Here is a 16,858-nt window from a genome sequence, read left to right as displayed (position 1 = left end):
GAGCAGGCATATGGGAAAAGCCCTAAATCATATCATGTAATGACTGTAGACTAAAAAATCAAGAAAAGAGGATTTTTATGAGTGTAATATGGTTTGGTATGATCATCCTTGGTATGATTGTAGCTGTTATAAACGGAAGAACTGAAATTATCAATGAAGTGATTCTAAAGGACGCTCAAGAGGCAGTGGTTTTTGCCATTGGGCTTACTGGAATCATGGGGGTTTGGCTAGGGATTATGAACATAGCCAAGAAATCTGGTTTGATTCATCATTTTGCTCTTTTAATGAGGCCAGTTACAAAAATTCTTTTTCCCTCTCTCCCTCCTAACCACCCTGCCATTAGTGCTATGATGATGAATATGGTGGCAAATATGTTTGGAGCAGGAAATTCTGCCACTGCTTTAGGGATTAAGGCGATGGAGGAGCTGCAAAGTCTGAACACAGATAAGAAGACTGCCACCAATGCCATGTGTATGTTTTTAGTCATCAATATGTCTTCTATACAACTAATTCCTTTAACGGTATTAAAAATAAGAGCAGATGCTGGGTCAATAGCTCCTACAGAAATTATAGCCACCTCTATTATGGCTACAGCTGCATCTACCCTTGTGGGTATCATTGTTTGCAAAATATTGGAGGGAAGAGAAGGATGATTCGATTATTAACAACTTTTTCAGTAGCTGCTATTCCCATTATGATTTCTATTGTTCTAATACATGGACTGATTAAAGGCGTCAACTTATATGATGCCTTTGTAGAGGGGGCCGGTGAAGGTTTTAAAGCTGCCGTCAGAATTATGCCTTATTTAATTGCTATTTTCCTGGCGATTGGGTTTATGAGGCGATCAGGGGCGATGGAATTATTAGTGAAAGCGATGACCATGCCCTTAAGTTTCATTGGGATTCCTTCGGAGGTACTGCCTCTAGCCATCATGCGACCTATTTCCGGTAGTGGTTCTTTAGGCGTTCTTAAAGATATCCTCACCCACTATGGTCCTGATTCCTTTGTTGGTAGGGTCGCCTCCACCATGATGGGGTCTGCAGAGACTATCTTTTATACGATGGCGGTGTATTTTGGCGCTGTAGGCATTAAGTACGCTAGACATACGGTACCAGCCGCACTAATCTCCCATTTTGCAGCTGTAATTGCATCAGTAGTGATTTGTAGGATTATATTTTTTTCTTAGTATGATAAAATACGCTAATAATTTATTCTCACAAAATTTCCAGCATACTATTGACAGATAATACATAATTTTATATATTTAAGGAGAAAATAAGTAGTAATAAATTGATGAAAAGTAATGATAGGAAGAGTAGGTTTATGGATTTAGTAGCAGAGAGCCGGGGCAGGTGAAAGCCGGCACTAAAGAAGTTTACCGAAGATGGCCCTTGAACTTCTTGACTGAGATTCTATTAGAGTAGGATTTAGGTTATGGCGGGATTGCAGCCGTTATACTGCAGAGTGATAAAAGTCACTTGCCGAGATTATTGCTGTGAGGTAATAACGAACTAGGGTGGTAACATGAGTTAAAACTCGTCCCTATACCGATGATAAGGTATAGGGACGTTTTTATTGCCCTCTGTGAAAGTGACTGACACCAAATCAAAGATTTGGGTCATCTACTTTTCTGGTAAAAAGTTTTGAAAATAAGGAAATACTAAGATGAAATAAATAAGGAGGAAGAAAAAATGAGCAAAGGAACCTATTATTTAACCACACCGATCTACTATCCCAGTGCTAAGCTGCATATTGGACACACCTATACAACTGTGGCCTCCGATGCGTTAGCAAGATTTAAGCGCTTTACCGGCTATGATGTACAGTTTCTAACTGGTACCGATGAACATGGAGAAAAAATTCAAAAAGCTGCTGAAGCAAAGGGCATGAGCCCTAAGGCATATGTAGATGAAATCGTAAGAGACATAAAAGAAATATGGAAGAGCATGGATATATCTTATGATATCTTTATCCGCACAACTGATGAACAGCATGTGAAGGCAGTGCAAGGAATTTTTCAAAAACTATATGATAAGGGAGATATCTATAAAAGCGAATATGAAGGATGGTATTGTACCCCCTGTGAATCTTTCTGGACAGAAACCCAGTTAAAGGAGGGGAAACTTTGTCCTGACTGCAGCAGACCAGCTGAACTGGCAAAGGAAGAAGCTTATTTCTTTAGATTATCTAAATATCAAGATAGATTGATTCAATATTTTGAAGAGCATCCAGAAATCTGTCTGCCAGAGTCTAGAAAAAATGAAATGATCAATAACTTTCTTAAACCCGGCTTAGAAGATTTGGCTGTATCCAGAACCAGCTTTAACTGGGGAATTCCTGTTCCTTTTGATCCAAAGCATGTTATCTATGTATGGATTGATGCGCTGTCTAACTATATCACAGCATTAGGATATGGATCCGATAATAGAGAGAAGTATGAAAAGTATTGGCCCGCCAATGTGCATATTATGGCAAAAGAAATTATTAGATTTCACACTATTATCTGGCCAGCTATGCTGATGGCTTTAGATGAGCCGCTGCCTAAAATGGTTTATGGTCATGGTTGGATTATGTTTGGTGACGATAAAATGTCAAAGTCTAAAGGAAACATTGTCTATCCAGAACCTCTAATTGAGAGATATGGACTGGATGCATTAAAATACTTCTTGCTAAGAGAATTTACCTTTGGATACGATGGAACCTATACCAATAGAACCTTTGTCAGTCGATTGAATGCTGATTTGTCCAATGATCTAGGGAATCTGGTAAGTCGAAGCATCACAATGATTGAAAAATACAATAACGGCATCATTCCTGAAGGAAAGATGGCAGGAGAATTTGATGAGAATTTAAAGGAAATAGCTGTTGCAGCAGCTGCAAAAGTAGAAGAAGCAATAGATAAGCTGCAATTCCATCAGGCATTAGAAGAGATTTGGAAAGTAATTCGTAGAGTCAATAAATACATCGATGAAACAACTCCTTGGATCTTAGCTAAAGAGGAGGCTAACAAAGAAAGATTAAACACAGTGCTATACAACTTAGCTGACAGCATTCGTATCGTTTCTGTATTACTAAAGCCCTTTATGGAGGCAACCACAAGTAAAATATGGGTGCAGTTAGGAATCAGTGATGACCAAAGCACGAAGTGGGAGGATGCTTCAATCTTTGGCAAGATACCTGCCGGCATTAAGGTAGAAAGAGGAGAAGTGCTTTTCCCAAGATTAGATATAGAAAAGGAAGTAGAAGAATTAGAGAAGGTAAATACAGCTTACTTCCAAAAAATAAATGGGATAAAAGTAGAGGAAGAAGTTGTAAAAATAGAGCCTAAAGAAGAAATCACCATCGATGATTTTGATAAGACGGAGCTAAGGGTGGCTAAAGTGGTTGAAGCAGAGAAACATCCAAAGGCTGATAAGTTGCTAGTACTACAACTACAGGTGGGCAGTGAAACAAGACAAGTGGTTTCTGGTATTGCAGAACATTATAAGCCAGAGGATCTTGTTGGGAAATCTGTTATTTTAGTTGCTAACCTAAAACCTGTCAAGCTAAGGGGAGTAGAGTCTCAAGGAATGATTCTTGCTGCCGCTACAGATAAAAAGCTGGTGGTGGCTACAGTGGATGGAGATATTCCAGCAGGAACATTGATTAGTTAGGAGAGGAAAAATATGTTGGTTGACAGTCATGCCCACTTAGATGACAGCCGTTTTGATGAAGATCGAGATGCTGTCATAAAAAGGGCAAAAGAAAAGGGAGTACAATATATCCTTAATCCAGGAGCGGATCTTAACAGCTCTATTAACGCAGTAAGCCTTGCAGAGGAATATGACATGATTTATGCGGCGGTAGGGGTCCATCCCCATGATGTTAAAGATATGGATGAGGCTATATTGGGGATAATAAAATCCTTTACTAGTAAAGAAAAGGTAGTGGCTATAGGAGAAATTGGCTTAGACTTTCATTATGATCATTCCCCTAGAGAGGATCAGAGGAAATGGTTTAGACGACAAATAGAGCTGGCTAAGGAAGTAAAGCTGCCTATCATTGTCCACGATAGAGAAGCCCATGGAGAAGTTTTTGATATACTCCAAGAATACAACGCTGGGGAATTTGGATGCGTGATGCACTGCTATTCTAGTAGCCTAGAATTGGCAAAGGAATATATAAAAAGAGGAATCTATATTTCCTTAGCAGGTCCTGTTACCTTCAAAAATGCAGCAAAAACCTATGAGGTAGCTAAAGAGATTCCATTAGAATGGCTGCTAGTCGAGACAGATTGTCCCTACTTAGCACCAATCCCCTATAGAGGAAAGAGAAATGAACCGGCTTATGTTCGTCAAGTCGCCGAAAAGATTGCTGAAGCAAAGGGAATTTCCCTTGAAAAGGTAGCTCAACAGACCAATGAAAATGCTAGACGATTATTTAATATTAAATAGAACAAAAAATTTTGAAAGATGAGGGATATAATCCTCATCTTTGTTTTTGCACTCTGTGAAAGTGACTGACACCAAATCAAAGATTTGGGTCATCTACTTTTATGGTATATATAGCTTAGAAGATACTTGCTATATAAAAACAAATTCTTGTTAATAATCACTTTTGATTGCAAAGAGAATTTAATAATCCCTAAAACAGGGATGGAAAAGAAGGATAACAATGGATAGAAACTAGTATTAGCAAGAAACATCAAAAGCTAAATAGAAAAATCTAAAGGATTACAAAGATTACCATACATTGATAAAAAGACAAAAAAATGGTAAAATATCAATCAGTAATATTTTTAATACAATGCAATATATTGAAGTAATTACTTAAATTAAATAAAAAAAGGAGCGAAAGATCATGAAAAAAACAAAAGGAATAATTCTACTAAGTGTTCTACTGGTTTTATCCATGACAATGACAGCTTTTGCCGATACAAATGAAACATCTGCTATCACCAAAGAAGGAATGACGGCTTCTGAAATGCTAGAAATGGTATCTGACAAGTTGCTAGAGTACAAAACCTTAAAAAATATTATCGAAATCGATATGACATCCCAAGTGATAGATAAAACACAAGAAAAAGAAGAAGCAGCAGAAATGGTCATGAACATGCTGATGGAAGCTGCTATGGATCAAGAAAATGATAAGATATATATTGTAAACACTGTAAAGACAGTTTTAGGAGAGGAAACACTAGAAGACAATACAGAAGCCTTAAAGGATGGCAATGTAATGTATAAAAAACCCCCTAGAGTAGACAAATGGATACAGCAGGATTTAAATCCAATCACGCAGGAGTTTGAGGCTTTATTAGGAACCAATATGCAAAATGGTACTGATATTACCAAGAAACAAATGGAATTATTTGGAATGACAGCTACTTATTTAGAGGAAGAAGAAATAGATGAAGAAGACTACTACGTGATTTTAATTACAGTTGATAAGGAAAAGTTTAAAGCTGTAATCGATGAAGTTCTCGATAAGATCATGACTCTTTCAGTAGAAATGATGGATGTTGAGGAAGTAGATGAATTAGAAGAAGAAGAAATGAAGGAAGCTATCAAAGCCATGATGACAGAAATAATTACAGGCATGGATATGGAGGTTGAATATAAATACTATATTAATAAGGAAACAAAAGTTTTAGAAAAGATGGATTTTGACCAAGTAATCCATATGGAAATGGGTATGATGGAACAACATATAACCAGTACAGGGGCCATCAAATTTTATGATTTTGATGAACCAGTAGAAATCCCAGAAATTCAACCAGAAGATATTATGAATTTTGTAGAGATGATAGAATAAATAGCATTTTAAATGAATGAAACGATAGGAGAGATATACAGAAAGGTTCAGCTACAAGAATAGCTGAACTTTTCCCTTTCTTTTCTTCTATTTCCCGGGAAATCGACGGAAAATTACAAAATCCCATACATGTTACAAAAGATGACTAAAGGAATAAAAACTTTAGCTATTGGAAATAATCAAAATGATTTAAATAATAGCATAATTTCCAAATGCTGGATAAATATGTTGACAAAGTTATTACGATAGCATAGAATGTTATAGACTTATTCCCTAGGCAAGCGGTTAGTCTATTTATTTTGAGATTAACTGTTTAAGAAAAAACTCCACTGCTTCTGTGACTTTGAAGGAAAACATCGACAATAGAGGAATTAGAAACAGTGGAAAAAAACAGGAGGAATATGTATGGAAAGTTTTTTGGGTAATAAAGACTTTTTAAAGATAGTTAATAAAAAAGTCTTTATTGCGATTGGACTAGTGGCCATAGTGATTATGAGCTTGAGCTTAATGGCTATTAAAAAGGATGTAGTTGTAGTTTATGATGGAAATGAAGTAACGGTTTCTACTTATGCTGGTACAGTAGAAGGTTTATTATTAAAACAGGGTATAGAAATTAGAGAAGAAGATAAAGTTGTTCCAGAGCTTCAGGAAAAACTGAAGGATGGAGCAAGGATTGTTATCCACAGATCCTTTGAAATTCAGTTGGTACAAAGCCAACGGGAAGAAACTATTATGACGGCAGAAAAAACAGTTGAAGACTTGATAAATAAATTGGATATAAATTTAGGGGAAGAGGATAAGGTGGAGCCCCACCTACAGGCATCTTTATATCCAGGGGAAATAGTAAGGATTATACGGGTAACTAAGGAAGTTGTTACCGAGGAGAAAGAAATACCCTTCCAGACAACAATTAAGTATAATGATGATATGGACTATGGGAAAACCACTAGAGTCCAGGAAGGGAGAACCGGTGTAAAGGAAGTTCAACTGCAGATTACTTATGAAGACGGTGCTGAAGTGACTAGGGAAGTCATAGAAGAGAGTATTATACTGGAAGCTACCAATGAAATCGTTGAAAAGGGAACTGCTAGATTGCTAGTAACCTCTAGGGGAGATACTAGACGTTACAAAGATGTGATCGTTATGGAGGCTTCAGCCTATACTGCAGGCTATGCAAGTACTGGGAAAAGTCCTGGAGATCCATATTATGGCATTACCCGTAGCGGTACCCAGGTGAGACCTGGTGTTGTAGCAGTAGACCCAAAGGTGATACCATTGGGATCAAAGCTATATATAGAATCCATGGATAGAACGTCTAGCTATGGATTGGCCAGTGCAGAGGATACAGGAGGCGCCATTAAAGGGAATAAAGTTGATCTTTTCTTTGAAAGCCGTGAAGCTGCTTTAAGATTTGGAAGAAGAAAAGTAAAAGTATATATTTTGGATTAAGTCACCAATAGCGGAGAAAATATTTCTCCGCTATAATTGATAATAGGAGTATTGTTAATTTTACCTGATTAAATTAATATAGATATGTACCTTTATAATTAAATTTCAATATACCCGGTCTACGGTTTCTCCTTCGACTGAAAATCATAGTTGAGGACTGCAAAATGTAGCCATTAGCATATTAAAATTTATAAACAGAAAGAATCTAATTTTAAAAGAGGAGATACAAATGATAAAAGAAATAATCGTTGTAGAAGGAAAAGATGATGTAGCGGCGGTGAAACGGGCTGTTGATGCAGAAATGATTATTACGGGAGGTTTTGCTTTGCCGGCGGCGGTGATGGAAAGGATAAAAACTGCTGCAAAAAAAAGGGGCGTCATTATTTTTACAGACCCTGACTTTGCAGGAGAGAAAATAAGAAAAACCATAGCCTCCCAAATTTCTAACTGCAAGCATGCCTTTCTTCCAAGGGAACAAGCCATGAAGGAAGGAGATATTGGCATAGAAAATGCCTCTCCAGAAAATATTTTATTGGCATTAAAAAACGCTAGAAGTCAAACAATAGAGAAAAGACAGGAATTTACTCAAAAAGATTTAATAATCAATCAGCTTATTGGTAACAACAAAGCCTCCTATCGAAGAGATCAGTTAGGAAAACTGCTGGGTATAGGCTATGGTAATGCCAAACAATTTTTAAACCGTCTAAATCATTATGAGGTTACAAGAGATGAGTGGCAGGAAGCTTTAAAACATTTAGAGGAGTAGAGAAAACCTATGGATAAAATTGCATCACCTAAAAAAACTAAGGAAATTATTCAAGAATATCAATTTAGATTTTCCAAAAGCCTAGGGCAAAATTTTTTAATTGATAAAAATATATTAGAAAATATTGTTGAAGCAGCAAATATCACAAAAGAGGATTGTGTCGTTGAAGTAGGCCCTGGTATCGGTAGTTTAACACAACATATCGCAGACAAAGCCGGTAAAGTAGTAGCTGTGGAAATAGACAGGAATCTTATACCTATTCTACAGAAAACCCTAGCTGATTATGATAATATAGAAGTAATTCATGAGGATGTTTTAAAGGTAGATTTACATGAAATTATTGAAAAAAAATTGGGGGGACGAAAAGTAAAGGTGATCGGAAATTTGCCATATTATGTTACTACCCCTATTATCATGAAGTTTTTAGAAGAGAAAATACCAATGACCTCCATGACAGTTATGATTCAACAGGAGGTGGCACAGCGGATGGAGGCGGTGCCCTCAACTAAAGACTATGGAGCTCTTTCTATTGCTGTTCAGTACTACTGTGAACCTAAGATCATGTTGAAGGTTCCACCATCAGTATTTATACCACAACCAAAGGTGGATTCAACTGTGATTCGATTAGATGTACTAGAAAAACCAAGGGTATATGTAGAAAAAGAGAAGCTTTTCTTTGGAATCGTGAAAGACGCCTTTGGAAAACGCAGAAAAACTCTTTTGAACGCCCTAAGTACAGGAGGATTGAGCCTGAGTAAGGAATTAGTAAAGGAGGCTTTTGAAGCCACCAACATTGACGGAAATAGGCGAGGAGAAACCTTGTCAATTCAAGAATTTGCAGAGCTAGCAAATTATTTTGTGGGAAAGCTATAAATCACCTAAAACTTTCATATATTCATCTTTATACTTTATTAATGCTCATATTTATAAAGATTTTCTTTAGCCCTTCCTTAAGAAGTGGGATTTACTAGCAACTATTTCCTTCCTCTTACATATATTAATAAAAAGGTGAAAGAATCTATCAATATATGAAGGGGGTCAGGCGGTGAAAAGAAGATATAGAAGATATTTTGTCATATTGGAAGAAGAAGACAAAGGATTTAGCAACTCAAAGTCAGAAGGAACCAAGGGTTACGGAAAAATTGAAGTAAGAAATGAACAGGGTACACTGTCATTATATTGTCAAAACCTAAAAAAGCTGGAAGAAAAAAAGGAAAGCTACCGTTTATACTTGATTCAAACAAAGGATACATTAGAACCCACTATTGTTGATATTGGTCCTATCAAGCTAGAAAACAATGGTAAAGGGGAAGTTATATGGCAGTTTAATGCGGAAAATGTGAAGGGCTTCAAAAAGTCAATTGAAGACTTTGACACTTTGGCACTTGTAGTAGAAACATTAGAAGAATCCCAAAGGGTTATAGCACCTTTGGTGGGGTATATACATAAGGAAAAGTCTAATTGGAAACCACTGCTTCAGAAGAAACTATTTATTACTACAAAAGGTAAAGAAGAAAAGGTTTTAGAGCAGCCTAAAGAAAAGTCTGAAGAAAAACCGGAAGAAAAACTAATTAAAGTCGATGAGAAAATAGAAAAGCCAGTAGAATCAAAGGGAAGTTTACCTAAAGAAGAAAAGCCAGTAGAATCAAAGGGAAGTTTACCTAAAGAAGAAAGGGTAGTGGAACCAAAGAAAAGCTTATCTAAAGAAGAAAAGGTAGTGGAACCAAAGGAAAGTTTACCTAAAGAAGAAAAGGTAGTGGAACCAAAGGAAAGTTTATCTAAAGAAGAAAAACCAGTGGAACAAGAAAAAGATAAGGAAATAAAGGAAAAATTAGAAAAGAAAACAGAAGATCATCCTGCAGGTAGCTATAGCTTTCAGCAGGATTATGAAGAAATCCATCCACTACAAAAATATATCGAAAATACATTGAAGGTGTTTCCAAGGGTAGAACCCTTTGACACTAATTTAAAAAATTATGAATGGTGGCAGATTTCATATAACATCCAAACAATATATAGGGCCTATATGCCTTTTATTTCCCATATCGAAATGATGATTAGCCCCTATTATTACCATTATCCCTACTATTCTTCATCAGAATATCAAAGACAATTTTGTAGATACCAGCACTATATTTTTGGTGTTTGCTATGATGAAAAGAGAAAAGCAAAGTATTATGTTTATGGTATTCCTGGAAAAAGAATCGGTATAGAACAGCCCTATAAGGGAACAACAGGATTTGTATACTGGAGAGCCTCCCATTATGAGCAATTTAAACAAGAGGACTTTGGCTATTGGCTAATGCATATCAATGCAGAAACCGGTAAAGTTGAAAAACCTTTAGAGGCAACAGAAATTTCATCCTAAGAAGATAGCGGGGTACAGCTCCGCTATCTTCTTGGATACATGTCTTGATAAATTAAGAATAAAGATAGGGGTGACAATTCTATCGCCCCAGAAAACATCAGAGTATATAACTATCAATTTGGAAAAAGCTAAAGAAAAGAGTGAAAGAAAGAGGGGTAAAGATTGTTGAATACTTACTTGTTATTTATTTTCAGTGCAGTGCTGGTAGTAATCTCTGGCACCAAGCTATCACAGTATGGAGATGTAATCGCCAGAAAAACTAAGCTTGGGTACAGTCTTGTGGGAGGCATTCTTATAGCAGCAGCTACCTCTCTACCAGAATTTGTAACCAGTGTTACTTCCGCACTTATCGATGCACCAGATATTGCTATGGGCAATGTTTACGGTAGTAATACCTTTAATATCATGATTTTGGCATTAATTGATATATTACATGGTCATGGACCCTTGATGGTTAAGGTGAAAATGAATCATATTTTGTCAGGGATGCTGGGGGTGCTATTATCAGCTATTGGGGCAATGGCGATTTTAACGAGCCATATAGGAAATTTTGATATTGTAATAGGGTGGGTTAGTGCAAGCAGCATGATAATATTTGCTGTTTACATATATGGTTCAGTATTAATTGTACGATATGAAAATAAAAAAGAACAAACAGAAAGCCCTGAAGATGTAGAAATTGTAGATCAAAATAATATTTCCCTTAATAGAGCAATCATTGGCTTCGGCTTAGCTTGTACTATTATTATATGGGCGGGTATGACCCTATCCCATACAGGGGATGCTATTGCAGTTCAAACAGGATTGGGACATACCTTCGTAGGAACCCTTCTCATAGCAGCCACTACATCTTTACCAGAATTGGTGGCATCTATAGCAGCTATTCGAATTGGGGCTTATGACATGGCAGTAGGAAATGTTTTTGGTAGTAACATATTTAACATGCTAATTATTTTAGTAACTGATATGGTTTATTACAAAGGATCTATTTTTACTGCTATTAATATAGATCACACAATCACAGCGATGGCAGGTATTGTATTAAGCTGCATCGCTGTGATAGGCTTGTTCTATCGTTCTAAGAGGACCCTTTTTTCTGTTGGGTGGGATTCTATCTTTATCTTGGGATTTTATCTTCTATCTATTTATCTAATTTTTGTATCTTAAGTTATATCTATAGATATATCCTTTTGGATTAATCATTATAGAGTACGGGCTTTGTAATTTCATAGGGCCATTTGTTATAGCCTCCAACCAAGGAATAAACTCTAGGGTAGCCAGACTCAGATAAAAGCTTGGAGGCCCTTTGACTGTCTTTGCCGTTATCGCAATAAACAAGGTACACATTTTCTTGACTTAACTCTTCTCTGCGGGTACTTAGCTCTTTTAAAGGAAGAAGAAAGGCATTTTCTAAATGCCCCTTATTAAATTCCTTTTCATTTCGCACATCCAAAACAATTACATTTGCATTGCTATCAATCAGATCTCTAGCTTCTTCTGGTAGAAGATTACCATAGGTATATTTAATAGTAGAGTAATTACTTACAGCTTTATCTCTAGTAAAAACCCAAAATACTAGACCCACAATCAAAATGATAACAAGTGCTAGAACAATATAAATGTTTCTCCGCTTAACAACAAAAATATGCATAATCTCACCCCTCACTTGGTTAAAGTGTCTATTATTAATATATTTATAAAAAAGTTACTTTAGTACAGTATTACAACTTTTCTGAAATTTGAGCTCTAACCCCTATAGAAATTTTTTCGGTGATAACGATATATTTCACCTGGAGGCGAGCCTGACGATTCTCAACATCAACCATACGATCGTCCAGTATCTTATAAATCATTTCTCCATCCACCTGCCACAGTTCTTTACCAACTAAATCCGCTAAATAGAAATGAACAACCTTTTCTATTTCATCCTTTACCAGTGGACTTCCTTCAAATTCCACATTAATAGAAAGATCCTTAACAAAAGTAGTCTTTTCGCTTTGTAGACTTTCGTTTAATCGTTCCAATTTAATTTCTCTGTCTAACAACTGATTTGTTAATTGATTTTGAATACGATATAAGCGATCTAATGTATGCATATGAAGGAGGTTCATGGCAGCTAAACCCATCAAGAATCCAATGCTGAAGATTGCAATCAATCTACTCCATTTTTTCATAGCTTCCCACTACCCTCCAAGTAATAAATAATCCTGTAGGCAATATGAGCCCCCGCCAAGGCACTTAAAATATAGATCATTTGTTTAACTAAACCTCTAATTTCACCATTGAAAATCCCAGTTTCTAAAACCTTAAAGGAGGGAAAAGTTCCTCCTAAGGCTACGATAATGGCCCAAATTTTAATTCTTTCACATAAGTCTATCATGGTTTTTAGTGGAGGATGGCCAACAACGGCAGCAGCGACACCTCCTAACAAACAGCCCCCCAGCAAAACCCCTAAAGAAATAAAAAAATTATAAACAACATTTTGATAAAAAGTAAGCATCTATTTTCACCTCAATTAAACCAGATAATGTAGATAATCAGCATCATAATAAAAAAGTCTGCCTATCAATCTTCGGAAGGAAGACTTTATTTTACTCTGTGAGAGTGACTGACATCAAATCAAAGATTTGAGTCATTTACTTTTATTGGTTATCTATAAATATATGCTATATCTCTTTAAATTATATGATAGCTAGTAGCAGATTTTTCATTAATTGCATAATATGTACTGAAAAGAGAGAGGAGGAATTGAACATGTATCAGAATCCATATCACAACCCTTACCATAACCCTCATCACTATCCATACTATGGTATTCCGGACACCTATATGGACTACTATGACAGCAGAAGCCACTTGACGGATATGTATCCTGAGGTTTATAGAACGGTTTATCCAAGAGTAGTAGAGGTATGTACACGATATGATGTTTACACTCACCCAAGAATGTATCCACAGGTGGACCCAGCTATGATCCAAGAAATGACCGATGAGATCTATGGATTATGTACTCAAGAGGTTGATGCAGAACAGTTTGGACCAAGAGGGATTTTTAGAGATTTAATCACCATCCTGCTTATTAGACAATTGTTACGAAGGCGCCGTAGAAGACCCTTCTTTGGTTTTTCTGGAAATGAGTTCTTTTAGTAAAAGAAAAATGGCGGAGAAACCTTTGTTTCTCCGCCCCTTTATTCTATTCATGAATATTTAATGAAGCTATGCATATTTTTTATTAATATATTCCTCAATTGCTTTACATACCAACTTTGTATGATATACCGCCTCTACAACGGTTTTTGCTTCATCTATAACATGTTTAGCCATAATGAACTCTCTTCCGATGACATAAAAATTTAACACTAATTGTATATCATTCCTTGAAAAACAGCAAGGTAAAAAACTTTGGTACGATCATTTCTACAATGGTGCCATTCTCCCTATTATTCCTGCTAGGATGGACAGTTCTATTCGTAGCATGGTTTATGCTAGGCTGGCCAATTGGACCAGAAGAATATATGACATTCTAAATTTTAATCTATGTCTTTTTAAGCAGAGAATATTTTTTCTCTGCTTTTCTATTTTATTTCCAACCAAGCTTTATGATATAATTATAAAGACATTTACGAATACTACATATAAACCTCAGTATGGAAAGGAGTAAACTATATGGTAAATCAAGATCGTTTAGTACAGGAATTTTTAGAGCTAGTCCAAATCGATAGTCATTCTGGTAAGGAAGGAAAAATCGCAGAGGTATTGACGAAAAAGCTTCAAGAACTTGGTTTAGATGTAATGGTAGATGCTGCTGGAGAAAAGGTGGGAGGAGAAACTGGAAACTTGATTGCTAAGTTAAAAGGAAAAGGTGAAGGTCCTGCCATTTTATTTAGCTGCCATATGGATACTGTGAAACCTGGTGAAGGTGTAAAGCCCATCATTAAAGAGGAGATTATCTACAGTGATGGGACAACGATTTTAGGCGGGGACAATAAAGCAGGAATTGCTGCAGTACTAGAAGGTATCAGAGTCATTAAGGAAAATAAAGTTCCCCATGGAGATATAGAAGTAGCTTTCAGCATTTGGGAAGAGGGAGGACTCTTCGGAGCTAAATACCTTGATTACAGTAAAATCAATGCAAAATATGGGTTTATATTAGACAGCGGTGGATCCCCAGGAGAGATTATTACTACAGGTCCCTGCCAAGATAAAGTAAACGCTAAAATTTTTGGAAAGCCTGCCCATGCTGGTGTAGCACCAGAGGAGGGCATCAGTGCTATTATGATTGCTGCACGAGCTATTGAAAATATGAAGCTTTTAAGAATAGATGAAGAAACTACTGCCAACATAGGTGTTATTACTGGTGGCGAAGCTACTAATATTGTAACACCCCTGGTAGAAATTAAAGCGGAGGCTAGAAGTCTTAAAGAAGATAAACTAGATGTTCAAAGTGCTCACATGGCAGAAGCCTTTAAAAAGGCGGCTGCTGATTTTGGAGGAAGGGTAGAAATAGATGTAGAAAGAATGTATCCACCCTTCCATGTGGAAGAGAATGATGAAATTGTTTCAAAAGTTAAGGAAGCTTTCTCACAAATAGGAATTGAAGGCTATACAGCTGCTACTGGTGGTGGAAGTGATACCAATATATTAAATGGGAATGGCATTAAAGCTGTAAATCTTGGTATAGGAGAGAAAAAGGCCCATACATTAGAGGAACATATCCATATCAAAGATTTAGTAAATAGTGCCAAAATGGTGGCACAGATTATTCAAGTATTCGGATAAAATGTAAAAAGGCTATGCAAGACTTCAAAAGAGTCTCTGTATGGTCTTTTTCTTTAAAGGGAAAGTTATTATAAGCAAAAAAATAATGATATAGGCAGTAAAAAATATTGCTGAATTATGTCGGTCCGAGAGGTGGATTTCATGACAGGTTTTAATCAAAATCAAACTCCGTTGTTTACAGGATTAAGGGACTATCATAGGAGAAACGTAATCCCTTTTGATGTACCGGGGCATAAACATGGTAGAGGATTAAAAGAATTCACTGAGTATGTAGGTAATACGATGATGGAGATAGATGTAAATTCAATGAAATGCTTAGATAATATATGCAATCCCATTGGTGTGATTCGCGAGGCTGAGGAATTGGCTGCAGAAGCCTTTAATGCAGATCATGGATTTTTCTTAGTAAACGGGACGACCTCGGGGATACAAGCCATGATTATGAGCGCCTGTAGACCAGGAGATAAAATTATATTATCCCGTAATGCCCATAAATCATCGATATCTGGGATCATTTTAAGTGGCGCCATCCCAATTTATGTTCAACCTCAAATCAATGAAAGGTTAGGCATTGCTATGGGAATCACAGTAGAGGATTTGGAAAAGATGATAGCAAGACATCCAGATGCAAAGGCAGTGATGATAATTAATCCAACCTATTATGGAGCCACCTCAAACCTTAAAGAAATCGTAGCATTAGCCCATCGGCATGGGATGGCGGTGTTAGCAGATGAAGCCCATGGTGCCCATCTGAGATTTCATAAAGATTTGCCGATAAGCGCTATGGAGGCAGGGGCGGATATGAGTGCTGTCAGTACCCACAAGACTGGTGGGTCTCTAACTCAAAGCTCACTCCTGTTACTAAGGGAAGGTATGATTTCTCCTGCCACTGTAAAGAAGAGTCTAAACTTAACGCAAACCACCAGTGCCTCTTATTTATTGATGGCTAGCATTGATGTGGCAAGGAAACAGCTGGCGATACATGGGAAAGAAATGCTGGGAAAAACTTTGAGACTAAGTAGAGAAGCCAGAAAACAAATAAATACAATCCAGGGCCTCTATGCCTTTGGTACTGAGATGATAGGCACACCAGGAGTGTATGACTATGACGAAACGAAGCTGGGAGTTTCTGCTGCAGGTATAGGCTTGACGGGCTTTGAGGTATATGATTTGTTAAGGGATGGATATAACATACAGACAGAATTGGCAGATTATTATAATGTTTTAGCCATCCTCAGCCTTGGAGATACTGAGGTCCAGATTAACGCACTTGTAGCGGCTTTTAAGGATATTGCAGAAAAATATAGGAAACCTAAAGTCATTCAAATTAAAAGCGGTGTACTGAAAAACCCTGAAATGATTGTCACCCCTAGAGATGCCTATTATAGCAATACCAAGATTGTAGGACTAGAGGATGCAGCAGGTGAAGTTAGTGGAGAATCAATTATGGCTTATCCTCCAGGCATTCCCATCATTGCACCAGGGGAAAGAATTACCCAGGAGATGATAGATTATATCTATATGTTAAAACAGGAGGGAAGCCTATTACAAGGGACAGATGACCCTTATGTGAACTTCGTAAAGGTCTTAGGCCAAAGGTGATAGAAAAAAACATGTGGAAAATATGACTAAATATAAAGGGCTATAGATTTTCATGTCATAATTTGATATAATCAGATGCAGATGTAATTACAAGAAAGAACTTC

The 16,858-nt window shown here is 36.8% G+C and carries 17 protein-coding genes and 1 other annotated feature; of the genes, 14 read left to right on the top strand and 3 right to left on the bottom strand.

Annotated elements, in window-relative coordinates:
- Nucleotides 1-77: 77 nt before the first annotated feature.
- The 10 genes from CHB72_RS12075 to CHB72_RS12030 all read left to right on the top strand — a co-directional run bounded on the left by CHB72_RS12075 (nucleotide 78) and on the right by CHB72_RS12030 (nucleotide 11,540).
- On the top strand, nucleotides 78-653 hold the full coding sequence (locus CHB72_RS12075) for a nucleoside recognition domain-containing protein (RefSeq protein WP_089283135.1): 576 nt from the start codon (nucleotides 78-80) through the stop codon (nucleotides 651-653).
- Nucleotides 650-1,186, top strand: coding sequence for a spore maturation protein (locus CHB72_RS12070; RefSeq protein WP_089283134.1), 537 nt, complete (start codon nucleotides 650-652; stop codon nucleotides 1,184-1,186). The genes CHB72_RS12075 and CHB72_RS12070 overlap by 4 nt, the downstream gene beginning before the upstream one ends.
- Before the next feature lie 108 nt (nucleotides 1,187-1,294).
- Nucleotides 1,295-1,547, top strand: a binding site (T-box leader).
- A 123-nt stretch (nucleotides 1,548-1,670) separates the two neighbouring features.
- Complete coding sequence (gene metG, locus CHB72_RS12065; protein WP_278277837.1) at nucleotides 1,671-3,653, top strand: methionine--tRNA ligase; 1,983 nt, start codon at nucleotides 1,671-1,673, stop codon at nucleotides 3,651-3,653.
- A gap of 12 nt (nucleotides 3,654-3,665) precedes the next feature.
- Nucleotides 3,666-4,433, top strand: a complete 768-nt coding sequence (locus CHB72_RS12060; RefSeq protein WP_089283132.1) for a TatD family hydrolase — start codon at nucleotides 3,666-3,668, stop codon at nucleotides 4,431-4,433.
- A 406-nt stretch (nucleotides 4,434-4,839) separates the two neighbouring features.
- Nucleotides 4,840-5,790, top strand: a complete 951-nt coding sequence (locus CHB72_RS12055; protein ID WP_089283131.1) for a hypothetical protein — start codon at nucleotides 4,840-4,842, stop codon at nucleotides 5,788-5,790.
- A 405-nt stretch (nucleotides 5,791-6,195) separates the two neighbouring features.
- Nucleotides 6,196-7,239 (top strand): ubiquitin-like domain-containing protein, encoded by a 1,044-nt coding sequence (locus CHB72_RS27755; protein WP_089283130.1) that lies wholly within the window; start codon nucleotides 6,196-6,198, stop codon nucleotides 7,237-7,239.
- A 229-nt stretch (nucleotides 7,240-7,468) separates the two neighbouring features.
- Nucleotides 7,469-8,005 (top strand): ribonuclease M5, encoded by a 537-nt coding sequence (gene rnmV, locus CHB72_RS12045; RefSeq protein WP_089283129.1) that lies wholly within the window; start codon nucleotides 7,469-7,471, stop codon nucleotides 8,003-8,005.
- Between the two features lie 9 nt (nucleotides 8,006-8,014).
- Nucleotides 8,015-8,878 (top strand): 16S rRNA (adenine(1518)-N(6)/adenine(1519)-N(6))-dimethyltransferase RsmA, encoded by an 864-nt coding sequence (gene rsmA, locus CHB72_RS12040; RefSeq protein WP_089283128.1) that lies wholly within the window; start codon nucleotides 8,015-8,017, stop codon nucleotides 8,876-8,878.
- A gap of 172 nt (nucleotides 8,879-9,050) precedes the next feature.
- Nucleotides 9,051-10,373, top strand: a complete 1,323-nt coding sequence (locus tag CHB72_RS12035; protein WP_089283127.1) for a DUF7922 domain-containing protein — start codon at nucleotides 9,051-9,053, stop codon at nucleotides 10,371-10,373.
- A 165-nt stretch (nucleotides 10,374-10,538) separates the two neighbouring features.
- Nucleotides 10,539-11,540, top strand: coding sequence for a sodium:calcium antiporter (locus CHB72_RS12030; protein WP_242975115.1), 1,002 nt, complete (start codon nucleotides 10,539-10,541; stop codon nucleotides 11,538-11,540).
- A 28-nt stretch (nucleotides 11,541-11,568) separates the two neighbouring features.
- Here the strand turns inward: CHB72_RS12030 and CHB72_RS12025 are convergent, their stop codons facing one another.
- From CHB72_RS12025 to CHB72_RS12015, 3 genes are all read right to left on the bottom strand, one after another.
- On the bottom strand, nucleotides 11,569-12,024 hold the full coding sequence (locus CHB72_RS12025; RefSeq protein ID WP_089283125.1) for a rhodanese-like domain-containing protein: 456 nt from the start codon (nucleotides 12,022-12,024) through the stop codon (nucleotides 11,569-11,571).
- Nucleotides 12,025-12,094: 70 nt separating this feature from the next.
- On the bottom strand, nucleotides 12,095-12,547 hold the full coding sequence (locus CHB72_RS12020; RefSeq protein WP_089283124.1) for a hypothetical protein: 453 nt from the start codon (nucleotides 12,545-12,547) through the stop codon (nucleotides 12,095-12,097).
- Nucleotides 12,544-12,873, bottom strand: a complete 330-nt coding sequence (locus CHB72_RS12015; protein WP_089283123.1) for a YtrH family sporulation protein — start codon at nucleotides 12,871-12,873, stop codon at nucleotides 12,544-12,546. The genes CHB72_RS12020 and CHB72_RS12015 overlap by 4 nt, the downstream gene beginning before the upstream one ends.
- 254 nt (nucleotides 12,874-13,127) lie before the next feature.
- Here CHB72_RS12015 and CHB72_RS12010 point away from each other — a divergent pair, with 254 nt between their 5' ends.
- From CHB72_RS12010 to CHB72_RS11995, 4 genes are all read left to right on the top strand, one after another.
- Nucleotides 13,128-13,520: a hypothetical protein gene (locus CHB72_RS12010; RefSeq protein ID WP_089283122.1), complete on the top strand. Its 393-nt coding sequence runs from the start codon at nucleotides 13,128-13,130 to the stop codon at nucleotides 13,518-13,520.
- A gap of 215 nt (nucleotides 13,521-13,735) precedes the next feature.
- Complete coding sequence (locus CHB72_RS28095; RefSeq protein WP_089283121.1) at nucleotides 13,736-13,900, top strand: AbgT family transporter; 165 nt, start codon at nucleotides 13,736-13,738, stop codon at nucleotides 13,898-13,900.
- 139 nt (nucleotides 13,901-14,039) lie between these two features.
- Nucleotides 14,040-15,152: a M20/M25/M40 family metallo-hydrolase gene (locus tag CHB72_RS12000; protein ID WP_089283120.1), complete on the top strand. Its 1,113-nt coding sequence runs from the start codon at nucleotides 14,040-14,042 to the stop codon at nucleotides 15,150-15,152.
- 141 nt (nucleotides 15,153-15,293) lie between these two features.
- On the top strand, nucleotides 15,294-16,754 hold the full coding sequence (locus CHB72_RS11995) for an aminotransferase class I/II-fold pyridoxal phosphate-dependent enzyme (RefSeq protein WP_089283119.1): 1,461 nt from the start codon (nucleotides 15,294-15,296) through the stop codon (nucleotides 16,752-16,754).
- Nucleotides 16,755-16,858: the final 104 nt, after the last annotated feature.

This window comes from Anaerovirgula multivorans (genome assembly GCF_900188145.1).
GTDB lineage: Bacteria > Bacillota > Clostridia > Peptostreptococcales > Natronincolaceae > Anaerovirgula > Anaerovirgula multivorans.
This window is presented reverse-complemented; position numbering and strand designations above follow the sequence as displayed.